Genomic DNA, 21863 nt, shown 5'->3' on the forward strand with positions numbered 1-21863 from the left:
GGTCAGTTCCCTCCTGTCGTCGTGGCGAGCGCGGGCTCCGGCTGCTCCGGCCCGTCCTGGACCTGCGGCGCCGGGAGGCGGACGGCGCGGCGGCGCCCGCGCAGGGTGGTCCAGCCCCAGACGGCGACCGGGGCGAGCGAGATGAGCAGGGCCAGGACGGCCCAGGTGCGCATCGCGGCGTGCGTGTGGCCGAAGTACACGGACGCGGCGAGGGAGACCGTCAGTACGGCGGCCCAGAACAGGTGCAGCCGGAAGGTCGGCAACCGGTCGGCGCTGGTCTGGCCGCCTTTCGGGGTGACCACGAACCGGCCGCTGGTGCGCAGCACGGCCGCGCCCAGCGACATGAGGTAGACGGGGGCGCAGAGCGCCGACATGGCCATGCCGGCGAGCCCGCCGGAGCCGCGGGGCTCGTGCGGGGAGACGTTGTGGCGGCGGTTCCAGAGGTAGAGGCCGATCTGGAAGGCGGCGGCGTCGCTGTAGAGCATCAGCCAGAGCGAGGACGAGACCTGGGTGCCGGAGGCGCCGAGCCAGAGGAACAGGACGCAGCTGAGGATGCCGAGGAGCCAGTTGATCGCGGTCATCGGGTAGTAGACGAGCATGAGGGTGTAGCTGAGGAGCCGGCCGGGCGGCACCCGGAACAGCGCCTTGCCGTACTGCCTGATGATCGTCTCGTACGTGCCGCGCGACCAGCGGAGCTGCTGGGTGAAGAAGTCGGTCCAGGACGACGGGCCCTCGCCGACGGCGAGCACGTCGGGGGTGTAGACGGACCGCCAGAACCGTCCGGTGAGCGGGTTCCGCGCCCGGTGCAGTTCGAAGCCGGTGGCCATGTCCTCGGTGATGGAGTCGTAGAGGCCGCCGACCTGCTTGAGGGCGCTGACGCGTACGGCGTTGTTGGTGCCGACGAACATGGGCGCGTGGTAGCGGTTCCCGGCCCGCTGGATCAGCGCGTGGAAGAGGAACTGCTGCGACTCCGCCGCCTTGGTGACGGCCGTGTCGTAGTTGCCGTAGACCTGCGGGCCGACGACGAAGGCGACGTCCGGGTCGCGGAAGAAGCCCAGCATCCTCTCCAGGAAGTTGGGCAGCGGCACGTGGTCGGTGTCGACGGAGGCGAAGTAGTCGTAGTCGTCGCCGTACATCGCCAGCCAGGCGTTGTAGTTGCCGTGTTTGGTACGGGCCTTGTGGGCGCCCGACCGGCGGTTCCACTCCGGTACGCCGAGGCGGCTGAAGTGGCGGACGCCCAGTTCGCGGCAGAGCAGCCGGGCGGCCGGGTCGTCGCCCTCGTCGAGGAGCCAGAGGTCGAGGGGCCCCCGGTGGCGCAGCCGCGCGGCTCCTTCGAGGGTGGCCCGCAGCATGGCGAGGGGTTCCTTGCCGGGGACGTACGTGGTGACGAAGGCGACGCGGGTGCCGGCCTCGGCGACGACGGGGACGGGGTCGCGGGCGACGAGGGTCGCGTGCGCGATGGACGCGACGTTGACCAGCATGAAGAGGGCGATGAGCCCGATGGACACGAGCATCACCGTGTCGAAGGCGACGAGCCAGCGGGCGCCGCCCTCGCGCTCGGTCCAGTGGGTCGGCCAGACGAGATAGACCATCAGGACGGCGGAAAGGAGCGGCGCCATGACCATCAGGACGACGGCCCGCACCCGGTGGGGCTCCTCGGCGAGCAGGCTCCGATAACGCACCCGGTAGGCGCCCGTCCGGTCCGGCTCGGTGAGCGGACCGGCGAGGCAGCTGTGGGTGTCGTAGTCGTAGCCTTCGGGCCGCACGGTACCTCCAGCCGATGAGCGAGGTCGATATGCCCAGAAAAGTGGAGATTCATCGGCGTGTCGACTGGAGACGGCCGTGCGAGTGGCGGTAGGGGCGGGGGAAGAGACCCCGACGGGAGCGCATCTGACGCGGAATCGGGCAGGGGGTGGCGGGACCCGGCGGCAGCGCGGAGGGTGGCGGGGCGCGGGGCCGCCGCCCGGGACGTGACGCCGGATCGCGGCGGGGCCGGGCCGACCCAGAGCCGGAACCCCGCCCGGTGGGCCGGGCCGGGGGCGGGTGGCCGTGGTCGGGTGGCCGTGGGCCGCCTCTCGGGCGGCACCGGCGCCGCCGGTGGGCGTACGGACCTCACGGCAGGAGACACCGGAGGCCGGGCGGCGGGGTGGTCGGCGAGAAACCCCGCACCGGGCGGGACGGGGCAGCGCCCGGGGCGGCTGATCAGGCACCGCGCCGGCGGCGGGGCGGCGGGACACCCGCAACCCGGCGGCCACGCGGCGGGACGCGGCGCGAACGGCGGCCCGGCGGGCAACGGGGCCCGGTGGCCATACGACGGGCGGCGCGCGGCCACGCGACCGGCGCCGGGGAAACCCCGGAGGCCGGGCAGCCGACAGGACACCCGCACCGCGCGCGACGGAGCAGCACCCAGGACACAGGTTCAGGCACCGCGTGCCGGCGGCGGGGCGGGCCCCGTAACAGCCCGGCGGGCAACAAGGCCCCCCGACCCGCGGCCGGCGACCCGCGGCCGGCGACCCGCGGGCAGCGACCCGCGGGCAGCGACCCGCGGGCAGCGACCCGCGGGCAGCGACCCGCGGGCAGCGAATGGCCCGCCCGTCAGACCTCCAGGTGGCGTTCCAGGGAGTCGACCTTCGAGGTGAGGGCGTCCGTGACGCCCCGTCGGATGTCCGCCTTCAGGACCAGGGAGACCCGGGGCGCCCGCGCCTCGACGGCGGCGACCGCGCGCTTCACCACGTCCATCACCTCGTCCCACTCCCCCTCGACGGAGGTGAACATGGCGTCGGTACTGTTCGGCAGCCCCGACTCCCGTACGACCCGGACCGCGTCGGCGACGTACTCGCCCACGTCCTCGCCGACCCCGAGCGGGGTGACGGAGAAGGCGACGATCATGCGCCGACCGCGCCTTCGTGGCGGGCGCGCGAGGCGGCGACCTCGGCCTCGGCCTCGCGGCGGAGCCTGCGCTCGGCGACGAAACCGCCGCCGGGCAGCACCGACAGCGCGAAGTACAGGGCGGCGGTGCCGAGCGACCAGGTGGCGCGGCGCCAGGCGTCCAGCCAGAGGATCACGTAGATGACGAAGAGCACGCCGTGGACCGCGCCCATCACCGGTACGGCGTTGAAGTCCGTCGTGCGCTTGAGCACCGAGCACACCAGCAGCAGCAGGAACGACACGGCCTCCGGCGCCGACACCAGGCGGAGGCGGTGGAGGGATGAGGCGGTCTTGAGGTCCACGAGGCAGGCACCTTCGTCGTCGGGGGCGTCACGAGCACCGCGCGCGTGATCATCTTTGTGAACGCGTGCACAAGCGGCGTCTCATTGTGGCACCAGGCTTTGCCCGATTTTTATCCGGGGCCGGATACCTTCGTCCTGTGGCTCAGTTCCGACTCCAAGGCAGCAAGGTCCTCGCCGTCGACATGGCGGGCGACGCTGTGCACGCGAAGAACGGCTCGATGGTCGCCTACGACGGCCGGATGGCGTTCAAGAAACTCTCCGGGGGCGGTGAGGGCATTCGGGGCATGGTGACCCGGCGCCTCACCGGCGAACAGATGGTGATGATGGAGGTGAGGGGCGAGGGCACCTGCTTCTTCGCGGACCGCGCGAGCCAGATCAGTCTCGTCTCGCTGCACGGCGACAAGCTGTACGTGGAGGCGAGCAACCTGCTCTGCACGGACGGCGGTCTGCGCACCGGCACCAGCTTCACGGGCCTGCGCGGCGGCGCGAGCGGCAACGGCCTGTTCACGACGACCGTCGAGGGCACCGGCCAGGCGGCGATCATGTCGGACGGGGCGGCCGTGGTGCTGCGGGTGACACCCCAGTACCCGCTCTCCGTCGACCCCGGCGCGTACGTCGCCCACCAGGGCAATCTCCAGCAGCACCTCCAGTCCGGGGTCACCTTCCGGACGATGATGGGCGAGGGCGGCGGCGAAGCCTTCCAGATGCGGTTCGAGGGCGACGGCCTGGTGTACGTCCAGCCGAGCGAGCGCAACACCGTCGGGGGCGATGTCTGATGCCGTTCAGGGAGATCAACTCGAAGATGGTCGAGGCCACGGTGGAGCCCGGCCGGCGGATGTTCAGCCAGCGCGGCGCGATGCTCGCCTACCGGGGCGAGGTCACCTTCACCCCGAACACGGCGGGCGGCCGGGGCGGCCTGATGTCGATGATCGGCCGCCGGGTGGCGGGCGAGGCGACCCCGCTGATGACCGTCGAGGGCAGCGGCACGGTGATGTTCGGCCACGGCGGTCACCACATCCAGGTCATCGCCCTGGCCGGGGACACCCTGTACGTGGAGGCGGACCGGCTGCTCGCCTTCGACGGGACGCTGGAGCAGGGCACCATGTTCATGGGCGCGCAGGGCGGCGTGATGGGCATGGTGCGCGGCCAGATGACGGGCCAGGGCCTGTTCACCACGACCCTCAAGGGCCATGGCTCGGTCGCGGTGATGGCCCACGGCGGGATCGTCGAACTGCCCATCGGCCAGGGCCGTACGGTCCATGTCGACCCGCAGGCGTACGTGGCCCACCACGGCGACGTACGCAACAAGCTGTCCACCGCCGCCGGGTGGCGGGACATGGTGGGCCGGGGCTCGGGCGAGGCGTTCCAGCTGGAACTGAGCGGCAACGGTGCGGTGTACGTCCAGGCGTCGGAGGAGAAGCTGTGAGCGCGCCCGTGATCCACGACCCCATGACTCTGCCGAGTGACGACAACGTCAACGCGTACACCTTCTGTGTGGAGTTGAAGGGGAGCCAGTGGTTCCTCCAGAAGGGCAAGATGATCGCCTACTACGGGCGGATCGACTTCAACGGGATCGGGCACGGACGGCTCGACCGGCTGGTGCGGAGCAGCTTCCACTCGCCGCTGCACGCGAGCGACTGGGTGGTGGCGGAGGGCAGCGGCAAGATGCTGCTCGCCGACCGGGCCTTCGACGTCAACTCGTTCGACCTGGACAACGGGAACCTGACAGTCCGGTCCGGCAATCTGCTGGCGTACGAGCCGTCGCTGGCGCTCAAGCAGTCGATCGTGCCGGGCTTTCTGACGCTGATCGGCACGGGCAAGTTCGTGGCCGCGTCGAACGGTCCGGTGGTCTTCATGGAGCCGCCGATCCGGGTGGACCCGCAGGCGCTGGTGGGCTGGGCGGACTGCCCGTCGCCGTGCCACCACTACGACCACGCGTACATGACCGGGGTGATGGGCGGGCTGCGGGCGCTGACCGGTCTCGGCGGATCGTCGGGCGAGGAGCATCAGTTCGAGTTCGTGGGGGCCGGTACGGTGCTCCTCCAGTCGAGCGAGGCGCTGATGGCCGAGACGGCGCGCGGCGTGGTGCCCGGCGAGCCCGGTGTGCCGGGTGGCGGCGCCGCGCCGGGGTCCGGCGGGCAGCCGGGCGGGGCCGTGGGCGGGGTGCCGAGGATGCCGGGGCAGCTGGGAGACCTGCAACGACGCTTCGGGCTGTGAGCGGTAGTCTGCGGAATGTGACCTCGAACGTGTGCGCCTTTCCCGTGCCCGGGGTCACACTCGCCGACATCGTCCAATTTTCAACATCTTAGGTAGAATTAATATATGGAGACCGAGACGGCCACTCGCTGGCTGAGCGACGCGGAGCAGTGCACCTGGCGCACCCACCTCGATGTCAGCAGGTTGCTGATGCACCAGCTGGAGAAGGATCTCCAGCCGTTCGGGCTGACCAACAACGACTACGAGATCCTCGTCAACCTCTCCGAGGCCGAGGACCGGCGGCTGCGGATGAGTGACCTCGCCGCCGCCACGCTCCAGTCCAAGAGCCGTCTCTCGCACCAGATCACCCGGCTGGAGAACTCCGGTCTGGTCCGCCGCGAGAACTGCGAGTCGGACCGGCGCGGCCTCTTCGCCGTCCTCACCGATCACGGCATGGAGACGATGCAGCAGGTCGCCCCGCACCATGTCGCCTCCGTACGGAAGCACTTCATCGACCTGCTGCCGTGCGACGCCCTCACGGCGCTGAACCAGTCACTCACGCCGGTCGCCGAGCATCTGCGGGGACGCCGCGCCAAGAGCTGACGCGCCGGGGGCCGCGGCGGGCTTTTACGGGCCCGTCGCGAGACTGTCCGGGACCGGTGCCGCGCCGTCCGGCACCGGCGCCGCGACGGGCTCCTTCGGCTCCGGTGGCGCGACGGGCAGGCGCAGTTCGAACAGCGCGCCGCCCGCCTCCGCGCGGCCCGCCTCCAGCGTCCCGCCGTGCCGGTGCGCCACGTCGCGGGCGATCGCCAGGCCCAGCCCCGCGCCCCCGTCGTCCCTGCTGCGGGCGTCGTCGAGCCGTACGAAGCGCTCGAAGATCCGCTCCCGCTCCGCCTCCGGCACACCCGCCCCGTCGTCGGAGACCGCGAGCACCACCCGCCCGCCCTCCCGGCGCACCGTCGCCCGCACCTCACCGGCCGCGTGCCGCTGGGCGTTGTCCAGCAGATTGCCCAGCACCCGCGCCAACTGACCGCGTGAGCCCGCCACTTCGGCGCTCCCCCGGACATCGGTCCGCACCGGGACCCGGTCGGTGGACCGCTGCGAGACCTCCTCACGCACCAGCGCGGCCAGATCCAGCCGCCCGCGTCCGGCCTGCTCCCCCGCGTCCAGCCGGGCCAGCAGCAGCAGATCGGCGGCGAGTTGCTGGAGCCGTACGGTGTCCGCCACCGCCCCCGGTACGTCCAGCAACTCCGGGTGGGCCGCGCCCACTTCGAGCTGCGTACGGAGCGAGGCGATCGGGCTGCGCAGTTCGTGCGAGGCGTCGGCGACGAAGCGCCGCTGGCGGTCGACGGAGGCTTCGAGCGCGGTGAGCGTCTCGTTGGTCGTCAGGGCCAGCCTGGCGACCTCGTCGTGGGTGTCCGGCTCGGGCACGCGCCGGCTCAGGTCCTCGGAGGCGGTGATGGCCGCCATCTCGCGCCGGATGCCCTCCACGGGCCGCAGGGCGCGCCGGGTGACCAGCCAGGTCACCCCGCCGACGACGATCAGCAGGGCGGGCAGGCCGATGAGCATCGCGAGCTTGGCGGCGCCGACGGCGCTCTGCCGGGGGCCGAGCGAGGCGCCCGCGTGGACGAGGTACGGGCCGCCGGCGACGTGGTCGACCTGGCGCGTGGCGAAGCGGTGCTCGACCGTCTCGCCGTCGACGGTCACGCTTCCGTCGCGGTGGTCGCGGGGGGTGGAGACCGTACCGTCGGCGGGGTCTCCGGGGGCCGCGCTGTCGTCCTCCCCGCGGTCGTCCCCGGCGTCGTCGTCACTGCTGTCGCTGTCGTCGTCACCGCCGCTGCCGCTGTCGTCGTCGTCGCTCCCGCCGGTCGGGGTGGGGGTGGGTGACGGCGTGGGAGTGGGCGCGGCGGTCGGCGGGGGTACGGCCGGGGTCACGGCGGAGAAGCCGGTGCCGGTGATCCGCTCCATGTCCTCCCCCGCGGCGACCACCCGGCCCTTCGTGTCGGTCACCTGGACCGGATGGTCCTTGCTGTCCGGGAAGTTCAGGTCGCCGAGCGCCACATGGTTCGCCAGCTCCTGGGCGATCTCGCGCGCCGACTGGTCGGCCTCGGTCTGCGCCCGGCCGCCCAGGTTCGAGCTCAGCGCGAACAGCAGGGCGAAACCGGCCGCCACCAGGGCCACGGCCACCACGGCGGTCGCGGCGAGGGCGGCCCGGGACCGTACGGAGGCGAAGGGGCGCGTCACCGGGCCACCAGCCGGTATCCGGCGCCGCGCACGGTCTGGATGGCGGGGGCGCCGAGTTTGCGGCGCAGGGCGCTGATGTAGACCTCGATGATGTTGGGGTCGCCGTCGTACGCGAAGTCCCAGACGTGCTCCAGGATCTCGGGCTTGCTGACGATCTGCCCCGCGCGGACGGCGAGTTGTTCGAGGACGGCGAACTCCTTGGCGGTGAGCCCGACTTCGGTCCCGTCCCGGTGGACGCGGCGGGTCGCGGTGTCGACGGTGAGGGTGCCGACGCGAAGGACGGGCGAGGCACCGGCCGAACCCCGGCGGCGCAGCAGGGCCTTGACCCGGGCGACGAGCACGACGTACGAGAACGGCTTGGTCAGATAGTCGTCGGCGCCGGTGTCCAGGCCCTCGGCCTCGTCGTACTCGCCGTCCTTCGCCGTGAGCATCAGGATCGGTACGTCGTTGCCGGCGGCGCGCAGGGCGGCGCAGACGCGGTAGCCGTTCATGCCGGGGAGCATGATGTCGAGGACGATCAGGTCGTACGCGCCCTCACCGGCCAGCCGCAGCCCTTCGAGGCCGTCGTGCACGACATCCACGGCGAAGCCCTCGGCGCGCAGCCCCTTGGCCAGGGACACCGCGAGCCGCTTCTCGTCCTCGACAATCAACAGGCGCATGCGCACAGCCTCCCAAATCGAACCTGAAGAAACCTTCAGGTGACTTCAGGCTGCCTTCAGCTTCCGTCAGCCAGATTGAGGTCCAGCGAAACGGCCCGACGGCCGACGGACCCACGGGAGGAACCCTCATGAAGCGCAATCTTGTCATCGCCTGCGTCACGGCCGCCGCTCTGATCGGCGGCGGCGCCTACACGGCGGTCGCCACGGGATCGGGACCGGCCGACGGCGGTACGGAGCCGGCGCCGCGCATGGTGTCGTCGGCGTCGCTGAACGGCGCGGGCGGCGGGGACGACGACCGCGGCGGTGACGACGGTCGCGACGACCGGGGTGACGACCGGGACGACCGCGCCGGGGACGACAACGGTGCCGGTGCGGCCGGCCCGGCCGGTGCGGGTGCCGGTGCCGGAAAGGGCGGTTCCGCGGCGGCGGGTACGGGGATCACCGCCGAGCAGGCAGCGGCGGCGGCGCTGAAGCACCGTCCCGGCACGGTGGCCTCCGTCGACCTGGACGACGACGGGGACGACGACGGCCCGTCCGCCGCCCGGCACTGGGAGGTCGACGTCATCGGCGGGAACGGCACCTGGTACGACCTGCACGTCGACGCGTCGACCGGCGCGGTCCGAGCGGACCGCGACGACGACAGCGACGACGATGACGACGACCGGAACGAGCGGGCCGCCGTGCGCGGCGCGAAGGTCGACGCCCGGCAGGCGGCGGCGATCGCGCTCCGGACCCACCCCGGCGCCGTGACCTCGGTCGACGCGGACGACGACCGCCGGACCGACCACTGGGACGTCACGGTGCGCGGCGACGACGGGCGCGCGCACGCGGTGACGGTCGACATGTCCTCCGGCGCGGTGGCGGCGGCCCGGGTCGACGACGGGGACGACGACGACCGGGACTACCGCGCGGACGACCGGGGTGACGACGACCGGGGTGACGACGGACGCGACGACGACGGCGACGACCACGACCGGGACGACGACCACGGGGACGACAGCGACGATCACGGCGACGACCGGGGTGACGACGGCGACGACGACTGACGTCGCGCCGTACAGCGCCGTACAGCGCCCCACCGCGCCTCACCGCGCCGTAGCGCGACTGGCACCGCCCGGACCGCCGGTGGCGGAGGACAGCCCTCCTCCGTCACCGGCACCGCGCGTCCGGGGCGGACGGACGGGACACCGGCGTACGGTCCGCCGAGAGGCGCGCTACCCGCCCGTCAGCCCCGCCACCAGTTCGTCCGCCGCCGCGTACGGGTCCAGCTCGCCCGACACGATCCGCCGGGCCAGCGCCCCGAGCCGCCGGTCGCCGCGCAGGTCGGCGATCCGCTCCCGGAGCGCGGTGACGGCGATGGTCTCCACCTCGCGGGCCGCGCGCCGGGTCCGCCGCTCGGCGAGGACTCCGTGCTTCTCCAGCCACGCCCGGTGCTTCTCCAGCGCCTCCACCAGCTCGTCCACGCCCTCGCCCCGCGCCGCCACCGTCTTGACGATGGGCGGGCGCCAGTCGCCGGGCCCGCGCGCCTCACCGAGGCCGAGCATGTGGTTCAGCTCACGGGCGGTCGCGTCGGCGCCGTCGCGGTCGGCCTTGTTGACGACGTAGAGGTCGCCGATCTCCAGGATCCCGGCCTTGGCCGCCTGGATGCCGTCCCCCATGCCGGGCGCGAGCAGCACCACCGAACTGTCCGCCTGCGAGGCGATCTCCACCTCCGACTGCCCGACTCCCACGGTCTCCACGAGGATCACGTCGCAGCCCGCCGCGTCCAGCACCCGTACCGCCTGCGGCGCCGCCCAGGCGAGCCCGCCGAGATGCCCGCGGGTGGCCATGGACCGGATGTAGACACCCGGGTCCGACGCGTGGTCCGACATCCGGACCCGGTCGCCGAGCAGCGCTCCCCCGGAGAACGGCGACGACGGGTCGACGGCCAGCACGCCGACGCGCCTGCCCGCCTTCCGGTACGCGGCGACCAGCGCGGACGTCGTCGTCGACTTGCCGACCCCGGGCGAACCGGTGAGCCCGACGACGTACGCGCCGCCCGCCAGCGGCGCGAGCGCCGCCATCACCTCGCGCAGATGCGGCGACGCCCCTTCGACCAGTGAGATCAGCCGGGCCACCGCCCTGGGCCCGCCCTCCCGGGCCTGGGCCACCAGCTGGGGGACGTCCACCGTCATCCGTACCGCGCTCCGTTCGTGCTTGCTGAGGATTCCCACCGGACGGGCGCGGTCGGGCCGCCCCACGGGGCCGCCCGGCCGGGCCTCCCGCAGCGGGACACCCGGACCGGACGTCCGCCCCGGGCCGCCCGCCCGTGAACGTCCGTACCGCGCCCGTGCCTTACGCCTTCGGCACCCGCACGATCAGCGCGTCGCCCTGACCGCCGCCGCCGCACAGCGCCGCCGCGCCCACGCCGCCGCCGCGCCGCTTCAGTTCCAGCGCCAGATGCAGCACCAGCCTGGCGCCGGACATGCCGATCGGGTGGCCGAGCGCGATGGCGCCGCCGTTCACGTTCACCTTTTCAGGCGACACACCCAGTTCCTTGGTCGACTGGACGGCGACGGCGGCGAACGCCTCGTTCATCTCGATCAGGTCCAGGTCCTCGACGCCGATGCCCTCCTTGGAGAGGGCGTGCCGGATCGCGTTGGCGGGCTGCGACTGGAGGGAGTTGTCCGGGCCGGCGACGTTGCCGTGCGCGCCGATCTCCGCGATCCACTCCAGGCCCAGCTCCTCGGCCCTGGCCCGGCTCATGACGACGACGGCCGCCGCGCCGTCGGAGATCTGCGACGAGGAGCCCGCCGTGATCGTGCCGTCCTTCGCGAACGCGGGCCGCAGCCGGCCCAGGGACTCGGCGGTGGTGTCCGGGCGGATGCCCTCGTCCCGGTCGAAGACGACCGGGTCGCCCTTGCGCTGGGGGATCTCGACGGGGGTGATCTCCGCCTCGAAGACGCCGTTCTTCTGCGCGGCGGCGGCCCGCTGGTGGGACCGCGCGGCGACCTCGTCCTGCTCGGGCCGGGCGATGGCCAGCCGGGTGTTGTGCTTCTCGGTGGAGGCGCCCATGGCGATGGACTCGAACGGGTCGGTCAGACCGTCGTGCGCCATCGCGTCCAGCATCTCGATCGCGCCGTACTTGTAGCCCTCCCGGGACTTCGGCAGCAGATGCGGCGCGTTGGTCATGGACTCCTGGCCGCCCGCGACGACGACGTCGAACTCGCCCGCCCGGATCAGCTGGTCCGCCAGCGCGATCGCGTCGAGGCCGGAGAGGCAGACCTTGTTGACGGTGAGCGCGGGGACGTTCATCGGGATACCGGCCTTGACGGCGGCCTGGCGCGCCGGGATCTGCCCGGCCCCGGCCTGGAGCACCTGCCCCATGATCACGTACTGCACCTGGTCGCCCGTGACGCCCGCCCGCTCCAGCGCGGCCCGGATGGCGAAGCCGCCGAGGTCGGCGCCGGAGAAGGACTTCAGCGATCCGAGCAGCCGGCCCATGGGCGTACGGGCTCCGGCGACGATGACGGACGTGGTGGTGTGCGAATCCGGCATGAGAAACGGCCCCTTTGCCTGACGATCGGGAGTTAACGAGGGTTCACCAAATGTACTGAGCGCACAGGTCCCGGGTCACCCGGCGGTGAGTGTGACGGCGCGCACGTTGCGTAACCGGGCGGTTGGCGCTGCACTGTGCGCATGCTGACGCGAATCGATCACATCGGAATCGCCTGCCACGACCTCGACGCGACCGTCGAGTTCTACCGGGCCACCTACGGCTTCGAGGTCTTCCATACGGAGGTCAACGAGGAGCAGGGCGTACGCGAGGCCATGCTCAAGATCAACGAGACCTCGGACGGCGGGGCCTCCTACCTCCAGCTGCTCGAACCGGTCCGCGAGGACTCGGCCGTCGGCAAGTGGCTGGCCAAGAACGGGGAGGGCGTGCATCACATCGCCTTCGGCACGGCCGACGTCGACGGCGACGCGGAGGCGATCCGGGAGAAGGGGGTACGGGTTCTGTACGACGAGCCGCGCCACGGTTCCATGGGCTCGCGCATCACGTTTCTGCACCCCAAGGACTGTCACGGCGTCCTGACGGAACTCGTCACCTCGGCCGGGAAGCCCGCAGAGCACTGACCCGAACGATTCCCGGCCCGGTAGAGTGGGCCGCTCCGGGCCGGGGCCGGGTCGGGGCGGCGCCTCGGCCGATGATCTGTCACCATTCCCCGGGGGCCGTTCGCCCGTCGGGCGGTGTCGAATGCGAGTTGCCAGAGTTGCGACCAGGGGACGGATGGGACCGCGCAGTGCGGGGCTACGAACGCCAGGAGAGCCACCGAGCTGACGACGACCACCTTTCGCGGTTCGAAGCCGAGATGGATCGGCTGAAGACCGCGCGGGAGAAGGCCGTCCAGCACGCCGAGGACCTCGGTTACCAGGTCGAAGTACTGCGCGCGAAACTGCACGAGGCGCGCCGCAGTCTCGCCTCCCGGCCCTCCTACGACAACGCCGACATCGGCTACCAGGCCGAGCAGATGCTCCGCAACGCGCAGATCCAGGCCGACCAGCTGCGCACCGACGCCGAGCGCGAACTGCGCGAGGCCCGCGCCCAGACGCAGCGCATCCTCCAGGAGCACGCCGAGCACCAGGCCCGGCTCCAGGCCGAGCTGCACGCCGAGGCCGTCCAGCGCCGCCAGCGGCTCGACCAGGAGCTGGCGGAGCGCCGGCAGACCGTCGAGTCGCACGTCAACGAGAACGTCGCCTGGGCCGAGCAGCTGCGCGGGCGTACCGAGACCCAGGCCCGCCGGCTGCTGGACGAGTCGCGCGGCGAGGCCGAGAAGTCCCTGGCCGCCGCCCGTGCCGAGGCGACGCGGGTCACCGAGGAGGCCCGCCGGCGGCTCGGTGCCGAGGCGGAGACCGCCCGCGCCGAGGCGGAGGCGATCCTCCAGCGCGCCCGCAAGGACGCGGAGCGGCTGCTCAACGCCGCCTCCACGCAGGCGCAGGAGGCCACCAGCCACGCCGAGCAGCTGCGTTCGACGACGACGGCCGAGTCCGACCAGGCCCGCCAGCAGGCGACCGAGCTGAGCCGGTCGGCCGAGCAGCGCATACAGGAGGCGGACGACCGGCTGCGCGCGGCCCGCGCCGAGGCCGAGAAGATGGTCACCGAGGCCAAGGAGTCCGCGGTCAAGCGGCTGGCCGGTGCCGAGACCCAGTACGAGCAGCGCACCCGTACCGCCAAGTCCGAGATCGCCCGGCTCGTCGGCGAGGCCACCAAGGAGTCGGAGGCGCTGAAGGCGGAGGCCGAGCAGGCGCTCGCCGACGCCCGTGCCGAGGCCGAGAAAATGGTCGCGGAGGCCGCCGAGAAGGCCCGTACGGTCGCCGCGGAGGACTCCGCGGCCCAGCTCGCCAAGGCGGCCCGTACGGCCGAGGAGGTCCTCACCAAGGCGTCCGACGACGCCCGCGCCACCACCCGCGCGGCGGGCGAGGAGGCCGAGCGGATCCGCCGCGAGGCCGAGGCCGAGGCGGACCGGCTGCGCGGCGAGGCGGCCGAGCAGGCCGACCAGCTCAAGGGCGCGGCCAAGGACGACACCAAGGAGTACCGGGCCAAGACGGTCGAGCTCCAGGAGGAGGCCCGCCGGCTGCGCGGCGAGGCCGAGACGCTGCGCTCGGAGGCCGTCGCCGAGGGCGAGCGGATCCGGGGCGAGGCGCGCCGTGAGGCCGTCCAGCAGATCGAGGAGGCGGCCAGTACCGCCGAGGAGCTGCTGACCAAGGCCCGTGCCGACGCCGACGAGTTGCGTGCCACCGCGTCCACGGACAGCGAGCGGGTCCGTACGGAGGCCATCGAGCGCGCCACGACGCTGCGCAGGCAGGCCGAGGAGACGCTGGAGCGCACCCGCGCCGAGGCGGACCGGCTGCGCGCCGAGGGCGAGGAGCAGGCGGAGGCGGTGAAGACCGCCGCCGAGCGGGCCGCCACCGAGCTGCGCGAGGAGACCGAGCGTGGCGTCGGGGCGCGCAGGGCCGAAGCGGCCGACGAGCTGACCCGGCTGCACACCGAGGCCGAACAGCGCCTGAGCGGCGCCGAGTCGGCGCTGACGGACGCGCGCGCGGACAGCGAGCGGATCCGCCGGGAGGCCGCCGAGGAGGCGGAGCGGCTGCGTACGGAGGCCGCCGAGCGGCTGCGTACGCTCCAGGCGCAGGCCGAGGCGGAGGCCGAGCGGGTGCGTACGGAGGCGTCGGAGGACGCCTCCCGGTCCCGCGCGGAGGGCGAGGCCACGGCGGGGCGCCTGCGGGACGAGGCGGCCCAGGAGGCCGAGCGGATCAAGTCGGAGGCCCAGGAGAGCGCGGACCGGCTGCGCGCCGAGGCCGCCGCCGCCGCCGAGCGGGTGGGTACGGAGGCCGCCGAGGCGCTGGACGCCGCCCGGGAGGAGGCGTCGCGGCGCCGCCGTGAGGCCGAGGAACTGCTGGCCGGGGCGCGTACGGAGGCCGACCAGGAGCGCGAGCGGGCCCGCGAGCAGAGCGAGGACCTGCTGGCCTCGGCCCGCAAGCGGGTGGACGAGGCGCAGACGGAGGCGGCGCGGCTGGTCGAGGAGGCCGAGTTCCGGGCCACCGAGATGGTGTCGGCGGCCGAGCAGACGGCGCAGCAGGTACGGGACGCGGTCGCCGGGCTGCACGACCAGGCCGAGCAGGAGATCGCCGCGCAGCGGTCCGCCGCCGAACACGCGGCGGAGCGCACGAAGTCCGAGGCGCGGGAGGAGGCGGACCGGGTCCGCGCCGACGCGTACGCGGAGCACGAGCGCGCCGCGGAGGACGCGGCACGGCTGCGGGCCCGCGCCCAGGAGGAGACGGACGCCGCGCAGGCGCTCGCCGAGGGCACCGTCGGCGAGGCGGTCGCGGAGGCGGAGCGGCTGCGCGCGGAGAGCTCCGAGTACGCGCAGCGGGTACGCACCGAGGCGTCGGACACGCTGGCCGCCGCCGAGCAGGACGCGGCCAGGGCCCGTCAGGAGGCGCGCGACGACGCCAACCGCATCCGGGGCGACGCCGCCGGGCAGGCGGACCGGCTCGTCGGCGAGGCGACGAGCGAGTCGGAGCGCATGCGCGCCGAGGCCGCGGAGACCGTCAACTCGGCGCAGCGGGCGGCCGAGAGGCTGCGCGCGGAGGCGGCGCAGATCCGCGCGGACGCCGAGGCGTCGGCGGAGCGGACCGTCACCGAGGCGATCACGGAGTCGGACCGGTTGCTGGACGACGCGCGGGCGAACGCGTCCAAGCGCCGCGCGGACGCGGCGGAGCAGGCCGACCAGCTCGTCAACAAGGCCCAGGAGGAGGCGTTGCGCGCCGCCACGGAGGCCGAGACGCAGGCCGACACGATGGTGGGCGCCGCGCGTTCGGAGGCGGCGCGGATCACGGCGGACGCGACGGTCGAGGGCAACTCCCTGGTGGAGCGGGCCCGTACGGACGCCGACGAGCTGCTCGTCGGGGCGCGCCGGGACTCGACGGCCATCCGGGAGCGCACGGAGGAGCTGCGGGCGCGTGTCGAGGGCGAGATCGACCAGCTGCACGAGCGGGCGCGGCGGGAGACCGCCGAGCAGATGAAGAACGCGGGCGAACGCGTCGACAAGCTGGTCAAGGCGGCCACCGAGCAGCACGCGGAGTCCGAGCGGAAGGCCAAGTCCCTGGTGGCGGAGGCCAGTTCGGAAGCGAGCAAGGTCCGTATCGCGGCGGTGCGCAAGGCCGAGGCGCTGCTGAAGGAAGCGGAGCAGAAGAAGGCCGACCTGACCCGCGAGGGCGAGCGGTCGCGCGCCGACGCCAAGGCCGAGGCGGAGCGCATCGTCGAGGAGGGCCGGCGCGAACTCGACGTCCTGGTACGCAGACGCGAGGACATCCAGACGGAGATCTCGCGTGTTCAGGACGTGTTGGAAGCGTTGGAATCCTTTGAGACTCCGGCCGCGAGTGGCAAGACGGGGTCGGGTGGCGGCTCCGGCGGGGGTAGCGTCAAGGCGGGGGCGACAGCGGGTGTTACTCGTTCGGGTGGCAAGCCGTCCGACAGTTAGCCACTCAAAAGGCTGGACATTCTCCGGCCCGAATCGACATACGCTCGATGACACGCCGCTTCGGCCCCTAGGATTCCCCCTATCACCTCACCGGTCTCATTCGACAGGAACCTCATGAGCGACACTTCCTCCCCATTCGGCTTCGAGCTCGTGCGGCGTGGTTACGACCGCGGTCAGGTGGACGACCGCATTACCAAACTCGTCGCCGACCGTGACAGCGCTCTGGCACGGATCACCGCACTGGAAAAGCGCATCGAGGAGCTCCACCTCGAAACGCAGAACGCTCAGGCCCAGGTCACCGACGCGGAGCCGTCGTACGCCGGCCTGGGCGCGCGCGTTGAGAAGATCCTCCGCCTCGCCGAGGAGGAGGCGAAGGACCTGCGTGAAGAGGCCCGTCGCGCGTCCGAGCAGCACCGTGAGCTCGCCGAGTCGGCGGCCCAGCAGGTGCGCAACGACGCCGAGGCGTTCTCCGCCGAGCGCAAGGCGAAGGCCGAGGACGACGGCGTCCGTATCGTCGAGAAGGCGAAGGGCGAGGCCCAGACGCTGCGCTCCGAGGCGCAGAAGGACGCGCAGCAGAAGCGCGAGGAGGCGGACGCCCTCTTCGAGGAGACCCGCGCCAAGGCCGCCCAGGCCGCCGCGGACTTCGAGACGAACCTCGCCAAGCGGCGTGAGCAGTCCGAGCGTGACCTCGCCTCGCGTCAGGCGAAGGCCGAGAAGCGCCTGGCGGAGATCGAGCACCGCGCCGAGCAGCTGCGTCTGGAGGCGGAGAAGCTCCGTACGGACGCGGAGCGCCGCGCCCGCCAGACGGTGGAGACGGCGCAGCGCCAGGCCGAGGACATCGTGGCCGACGCGAACGCCAAGGCCGACCGGATCCGCAGCGAGTCGGAGCGCGAGCTGGCGGCGCTCACCAACCGCCGCGACTCGATCAACGCGCAGCTGACCAACGTGCGCGAGATGCTCGCCACGCTGACGGGCGCGGCCGTCGCCGCCGCGGGTACGCCCGCGGAGGACGAGCCCATCTCCCGCGGTGTCCCGGCGCAGCAGTCGCGCTGACGGCACGCGTACCGGTCGCTCCGTCAGGACCGTGCCGCCTGCCGGTGGCCGATGTCGGCCAGGTACGGCCCGTCCCGGTCCTCGTGCCCGGGGCGCGGTCCGTACGGCGAACAGCGTCGGACCTGCGGGGGAACGGCGAGTTTCCCGCATAACGATCGTGCAAGCCCCCTGTCACCGGAGTGGCGGGGGGCTTTGCGCGCCCCTAGGTTGGTCCGCATGATCGAGGTCGACGGGCTCACCAAACATTTCGGGAAGAAGGTCGCGGTCGACCACCTCTCCTTCCAGGTGAAGCCCGGGGTGGTCACGGGCTTTCTGGGACCGAACGGCGCCGGCAAGTCGACCACCATGCGGATGATGCTGGATCTGGACATCCCGACCGGCGGGTCGGTCCGGATCGACGGGAAGCACTACCGCGAGCTGCCGGAGCCGTTGAAGTACATCGGCGCCCTGCTGGACGCGAAGTCCATGCACGGCGGGCGGAGCGCGTACAACAATCTTCTCTGTCTGGCCCAGAGCAATCGCATCCCGGTGAGCCGGGTCAACGAGGTTCTCGACACCGTCGGTCTGACGGCCGTGGCCAAACAGAAGTCAAAAGGTTTCTCACTCGGTATGGGCCAGCGGCTGGGAATCGCGGCGGCGCTGCTCGGTGATCCGGAGATCCTGATGTTCGACGAACCGGTTAATGGTCTGGACCCGGAGGGCATTCACTGGATTCGCAACCTGATGAAAGCTCTGGCGGGCCAGGGTCGGACGATCTTCGTTTCCAGCCATCTGATGAGTGAAATGGCGCTGACCGCCGATCATCTGATCGTGATCGGGCAGGGGAAACTGCTGGCGAACACCTCGATGGCTGATTTCATCCAGGAGAACTCACGCAGTTTCGTACGGCTCCGCTCACCGCAGCAGGAGCAGTTGCGGGACGCGCTGCACGAGGGCGGTCACACCGTCACGGCGGCGGCCGACGGGGCGCTGGAGATCGACGGCGCCGGCACGGAGGAGATCGGCGAACTGGCCGCCCGGCACCAGGTGGTCCTGCACGAGCTGAGTTCCCAGCGCGCCTCCCTGGAGGAGGCGTTCATGCGGATGACGGCCGAGTCCGTCGAGTACCACGCCCACGACGGCGGCGGCCATGCCCCGCGGCCGGCCGCCGTTCCGGGGCCCCAGTGGGGACAGCACGACAACCAGGGCAAGGGAGCCTGACCTCATGGCGTCGCTACCAGCGGTCATCCGGTCCGAGTGGACCAAGATCCGTACGGTCGCCTCCACGACCTGGACCCTCGCCGTCGCGTTCCTCGTGACCGTGGCCCTGGGCGTCGGGCTGTCCGCGCTGTTCAACTCCACGTTCGACGGTCTCTCCGACGCCGAGCGGGCGACGTTCGACCCGACCTTCGTGAGCTTCTCGGGCATGATCCTGGGCCAGTTGGCGATGGTCGTCTTCGGTGTCCTGGTCGTCGGCTCGGAGTACAGCTCGGGCATGATCCGCACCTCGCTCGCCGCCGTACCGCGGCGCGGCGCCTTCCTCTTCAGCAAGCTCCTGGTCGCCGGGGGCCTGGCCCTGGTCGTCGGTCTGATCACGGGCTTCGTCACGTTCTTCCTCGGCCAGGCCGCCCTCGGCGAGCACGGGACCGGCATCGGCGAGCCGGACGTGCTGCGCGCGGTCGTCGGCAGCGGGCTCTACATGGGGCTGATCGCGCTGTTCTCGATGGGCGTGGCGACGATGCTGCGCAGTTCGATGCTGTCGCTCGGCATCCTGATGCCGTTCTTCTTCCTGGTCTCGCAGATCCTCGCCTCCGTACCGAAGGCGAAGGAGGTCGCCAAGTACTTCCCGGACCAGGCGGGCTCCAAGATCCTCCAGGTGGTGCCCGGCGCGCTGAACTCCGACGAGGGTCCCTACGGGCCCTGGGAGGGCATGGGCATCATGGTGCTGTGGGTGATCGCCGCACTGGCGGGCGGCTATCTCGTCCTGAAGAAGCGTGACGCCTGAGCGAAGTCCGTCCCGTACGGCATCCGGCTCCCCGGCCGGCCCGCCCGTTGCACCCCGTTCCGCTTCGTCACCCTCGTCGTGCCGACAGGCCGACGTGGCCGGAACCGTCAAGGCCCGGATACGCTCCTCACTCTTACGGGGGCCTTCGGCCCGGAGCGGCCACTGCCCCGACCACCTGACTGACCTGTCGATGGGGCTGGAGAATGATCGAGGCAGTCGGCCTGACGAAGCGCTACGGCGCCAAGACGGCCGTGTACAACCTTTCCTTCCAGGTGAGGCCGGGGACCGTGACCGGGTTCCTGGGCCCCAACGGTTCGGGCAAGTCGACCACCATGCGGATGATCCTCGGGCTCGACCGGCCCACCGCCGGCCGCGTGACGGTCGGCGGGCATCCCTTCCGGGGCCTGCCCAACGCGCCCCGTCAGGTCGGCGCCCTGCTCGACGCCAAGGCGGTGCACGGCGGGCGCAGCGCGCGCAACCATCTGCTGTCGCTGGCCCAGCTCTCCGGCATCCCGGCGGCCCGGGTCGACGAGGTGCTGGGCGTGGTCGGCCTCCAGGACGTGGCGCGGCGCCGGTCGAGCGGTTTCTCGCTCGGCATGGGCCAGCGGCTCGGCATCGCCGCCGCACTGCTCGGCGACCCGCAGGTGCTGCTTTTCGACGAGCCGGTCAACGGGCTCGACCCCGAGGGCATCCTCTGGGTGCGCAATCTGATGAAGCAGCTGGCGTCCGAGGGCCGTACGGTCTTCGTCTCCTCGCACCTGATGAGCGAGATGGCCGTGACGGCGGAGCATCTGATCGTGATCGGGCGCGGGCAGCTGCTGGCCGACATGAACGTCAGGGACTTCATCTCGCACAACTCGGCGGACTTCGCGCGGGTCCGCCCCGCCGACAGTGACGCGGGCGCGCGCGAGAAGCTGCTGGTGGTGTTCGGCGAGGCGGGCGGTCAGGTGCTGTCCGAGCCGGACGGCGCGCTGCGGGTGACGGGGCTGGCGCTGCCCCGGATCAGCGACCTGGCGCACGAGGCGGACGTACGGCTCTGGGAGCTGTCCCCGCACCAGGCGTCGCTGGAGGAGGCGTACATGCGGCTGACGCAGAGCGCCGTGGACTACCGGTCGACGGCGGACGAGCTGACCGGGTTCACCCCGCCGGAGCCGCCCGGGTACGGGGGGCAGCTGTACGAGCCGCCGGTGGTGCCCGAGGTGCCGACGCAGGGCTGGTACGCGCCGCCGCCGCCCGGGGAGAACCCGTACGCGACGGACGCGCCCGTCCCGACGGCCGACGCGACGACGAACACGACGGCGGCCACCGCGGCGGACGACGCGTCCGCGCCCGACGGCGGCGCGCCCGCCGTCAAGGCTGCCGCGCCCCGTGCCACGGCTGCCGCGCCCGCCCCGGAGGCCACCGCCACCGACTCGCGGCCTGCCGCCCCCGCCCCGGGACCCGCCGGGACGACCGAGACCGCACCGCCCGCCACCACTCCCGCCGAGGACGCCCGATGACCGCCCCGAACGAGCAGCAGGCCCCCCTCTGGCAGGGCGGGCAGCCCCTGGGGTCGTACGTCTCGCCGATCGCGGTCCGCCGGGCCACCTTCGGCGACGCGCTGGCCTCGGAGTGGACCAAGATCCGTTCCGTCCGTTCGACCCTGTGGACCCTCGGCGTGATGATCTTCCTGATGGTGGGGATCGGCACGCTCGCGGCGTGGACCGTCTCGTTCTCGGAGGGTCCGGTGGGTGGCGAGTCGGCGCTGCCGCTCGGCTTCTTCGGCGTGCTGCTGGGCTCGATCTGCGTCATCACGCTCGGCGTGCTGACGATCACCTCCGAGTACGGCACCGGCATGATCCGCACCACGCTGACCGCGTGCCCGAGCCGGGGCCGGGTGCTGGCGGCCAAGGCACTCGTCTTCTTCCTGCTCGTCTTCACCATCACGACGGTGACGGCGGGTGTCGTGGGCGCCATCCAGGTGGTGCTGCTGGGCGGCCGGACGCCCACCGCCGAGGAGTGGGTGCGCGCGACGATCGGCGTCGGCCTGTATCTGGCCCTGCTGGGGCTGCTGTCGCTGGCCGTCGGCGCTCTCGTACGGCACTCGGCGGGCGCCATCACCGTCATGATCGGGGTGGTGCTGCTGCCGCTGGTGATGGCGATGTTCATGTTCTCGTCGTCGCTGGTCGACGTCCAGCAGGCGCTGTTCGAGTACTCCATCCCGAGCCAGCTGGCGGTGCTCTACGAAGCCTCGCTCACCGGGTCGGGCCCGACGGGCTGGGACCCGCTGTTCATCGTGGCGGGCGTCACGGCCGTGACGTCGGTCCTCGCCTTCCTCGCGCTGGACCGGCGGGACGTGTAGGGCGGGGCGGTACGGCCCTCGCCTCGGGGGCGGCTCCGGGGAAACGCGGCCGGGGAGCCCCGGCGCAAGCCCGAGGGGCCGGAACCCCGGTTGCGAAGGCCCGGCTCCGGGTTCCGTCGTTCGGATCGGGCC

The 21863-nt window shown here is 72.5% G+C and carries 19 protein-coding genes; 12 read left to right on the forward strand and 7 right to left on the reverse strand.

Annotated features, from left to right (window positions below; all coding sequences use genetic code 11):
* Positions 1-2: 2 nt before the first annotated feature.
* The 3 genes from OG875_RS08260 to OG875_RS08270 all read right to left on the reverse strand — a co-directional run bounded on the left by OG875_RS08260 (position 3) and on the right by OG875_RS08270 (position 3230).
* A complete protein-coding gene (locus OG875_RS08260; protein WP_330173568.1) occupies positions 3-1766 on the reverse strand; it encodes a glycosyltransferase family 2 protein in 1764 nt (587 codons plus the stop codon).
* Positions 1767-2595: 829 nt separating this feature from the next.
* Positions 2596-2889: an MTH1187 family thiamine-binding protein gene (locus OG875_RS08265; protein ID WP_330173569.1), complete on the reverse strand. Its 294-nt coding sequence runs from the start codon at positions 2887-2889 to the stop codon at positions 2596-2598.
* Positions 2886-3230, reverse strand: coding sequence for a DUF3817 domain-containing protein (locus OG875_RS08270; protein ID WP_330173570.1), 345 nt, complete (start codon positions 3228-3230; stop codon positions 2886-2888). Before OG875_RS08270 ends, OG875_RS08265 begins: the two co-directional genes overlap by 4 nt.
* 137 nt (positions 3231-3367) lie before the next feature.
* Here OG875_RS08270 and OG875_RS08275 point away from each other — a divergent pair, with 137 nt between their 5' ends.
* The 4 genes from OG875_RS08275 to OG875_RS08290 all read left to right on the forward strand — a co-directional run bounded on the left by OG875_RS08275 (position 3368) and on the right by OG875_RS08290 (position 6029).
* Positions 3368-4006: an AIM24 family protein gene (locus tag OG875_RS08275; RefSeq protein WP_330173571.1), complete on the forward strand. Its 639-nt coding sequence runs from the start codon at positions 3368-3370 to the stop codon at positions 4004-4006.
* Complete coding sequence (locus OG875_RS08280; RefSeq protein WP_330173572.1) at positions 4006-4656, forward strand: AIM24 family protein; 651 nt, start codon at positions 4006-4008, stop codon at positions 4654-4656. Before OG875_RS08275 ends, OG875_RS08280 begins: the two co-directional genes overlap by 1 nt.
* A gap of 23 nt (positions 4657-4679) precedes the next feature.
* Complete coding sequence (locus tag OG875_RS08285) at positions 4680-5447, forward strand: AIM24 family protein (protein ID WP_330177653.1); 768 nt, start codon at positions 4680-4682, stop codon at positions 5445-5447.
* A 105-nt stretch (positions 5448-5552) separates the two neighbouring features.
* Positions 5553-6029, forward strand: a complete 477-nt coding sequence (locus OG875_RS08290; protein ID WP_330173573.1) for a MarR family winged helix-turn-helix transcriptional regulator — start codon at positions 5553-5555, stop codon at positions 6027-6029.
* A 24-nt stretch (positions 6030-6053) separates the two neighbouring features.
* Here the strand turns inward: OG875_RS08290 and OG875_RS08295 are convergent, their stop codons facing one another.
* A complete protein-coding gene (locus OG875_RS08295; RefSeq protein WP_330173574.1) occupies positions 6054-7670 on the reverse strand; it encodes a sensor histidine kinase in 1617 nt (538 codons plus the stop codon).
* On the reverse strand, positions 7667-8329 hold the full coding sequence (locus OG875_RS08300; protein WP_330173575.1) for a response regulator transcription factor: 663 nt from the start codon (positions 8327-8329) through the stop codon (positions 7667-7669). The genes OG875_RS08295 and OG875_RS08300 overlap by 4 nt, the downstream gene beginning before the upstream one ends.
* Positions 8330-8457: 128 nt before the next feature.
* Here OG875_RS08300 and OG875_RS08305 point away from each other — a divergent pair, with 128 nt between their 5' ends.
* Positions 8458-9375 (forward strand): PepSY domain-containing protein, encoded by a 918-nt coding sequence (locus OG875_RS08305; RefSeq protein WP_330173576.1) that lies wholly within the window; start codon positions 8458-8460, stop codon positions 9373-9375.
* A 168-nt stretch (positions 9376-9543) separates the two neighbouring features.
* On the opposite strand, the gene meaB is transcribed toward OG875_RS08305, so the two are convergent.
* Together meaB and OG875_RS08315 are read right to left on the reverse strand one after the other, a co-directional pair.
* Positions 9544-10503 (reverse strand): methylmalonyl Co-A mutase-associated GTPase MeaB, encoded by a 960-nt coding sequence (gene meaB, locus OG875_RS08310; RefSeq protein WP_330173577.1) that lies wholly within the window; start codon positions 10501-10503, stop codon positions 9544-9546.
* Between the two features lie 160 nt (positions 10504-10663).
* Positions 10664-11866 (reverse strand): acetyl-CoA C-acetyltransferase, encoded by a 1203-nt coding sequence (locus tag OG875_RS08315; protein ID WP_330173578.1) that lies wholly within the window; start codon positions 11864-11866, stop codon positions 10664-10666.
* A 141-nt stretch (positions 11867-12007) separates the two neighbouring features.
* On the opposite strand from OG875_RS08315, the gene mce reads away from it, so the two are divergent.
* The 7 genes from mce to OG875_RS08350 all read left to right on the forward strand — a co-directional run bounded on the left by mce (position 12008) and on the right by OG875_RS08350 (position 21731).
* Positions 12008-12445, forward strand: coding sequence for a methylmalonyl-CoA epimerase (gene mce, locus OG875_RS08320; protein ID WP_330173579.1), 438 nt, complete (start codon positions 12008-12010; stop codon positions 12443-12445).
* Between the two features lie 167 nt (positions 12446-12612).
* Positions 12613-16353 (forward strand): polarized growth protein Scy, encoded by a 3741-nt coding sequence (gene scy, locus OG875_RS08325; RefSeq protein WP_330173580.1) that lies wholly within the window; start codon positions 12613-12615, stop codon positions 16351-16353.
* Between the two features lie 114 nt (positions 16354-16467).
* A complete protein-coding gene (locus tag OG875_RS08330) occupies positions 16468-17406 on the forward strand; it encodes a cellulose-binding protein (RefSeq protein ID WP_330173581.1) in 939 nt (312 codons plus the stop codon).
* A gap of 216 nt (positions 17407-17622) precedes the next feature.
* On the forward strand, positions 17623-18606 hold the full coding sequence (locus OG875_RS08335; protein WP_330173582.1) for an ABC transporter ATP-binding protein: 984 nt from the start codon (positions 17623-17625) through the stop codon (positions 18604-18606).
* Between the two features lie 4 nt (positions 18607-18610).
* Positions 18611-19390, forward strand: coding sequence for an ABC transporter permease subunit (locus tag OG875_RS08340; RefSeq protein ID WP_330173583.1), 780 nt, complete (start codon positions 18611-18613; stop codon positions 19388-19390).
* A gap of 203 nt (positions 19391-19593) precedes the next feature.
* Positions 19594-20889 (forward strand): ABC transporter ATP-binding protein, encoded by a 1296-nt coding sequence (locus tag OG875_RS08345; protein WP_330173584.1) that lies wholly within the window; start codon positions 19594-19596, stop codon positions 20887-20889.
* Positions 20886-21731: an ABC transporter permease subunit gene (locus OG875_RS08350; RefSeq protein WP_330173585.1), complete on the forward strand. Its 846-nt coding sequence runs from the start codon at positions 20886-20888 to the stop codon at positions 21729-21731. The genes OG875_RS08345 and OG875_RS08350 overlap by 4 nt, the downstream gene beginning before the upstream one ends.
* Positions 21732-21863: the final 132 nt, after the last annotated feature.

The sequence above is a fragment of the Streptomyces sp. NBC_01498 genome (genome assembly GCF_036327775.1).
Lineage (GTDB): Bacteria > Actinomycetota > Actinomycetes > Streptomycetales > Streptomycetaceae > Streptomyces.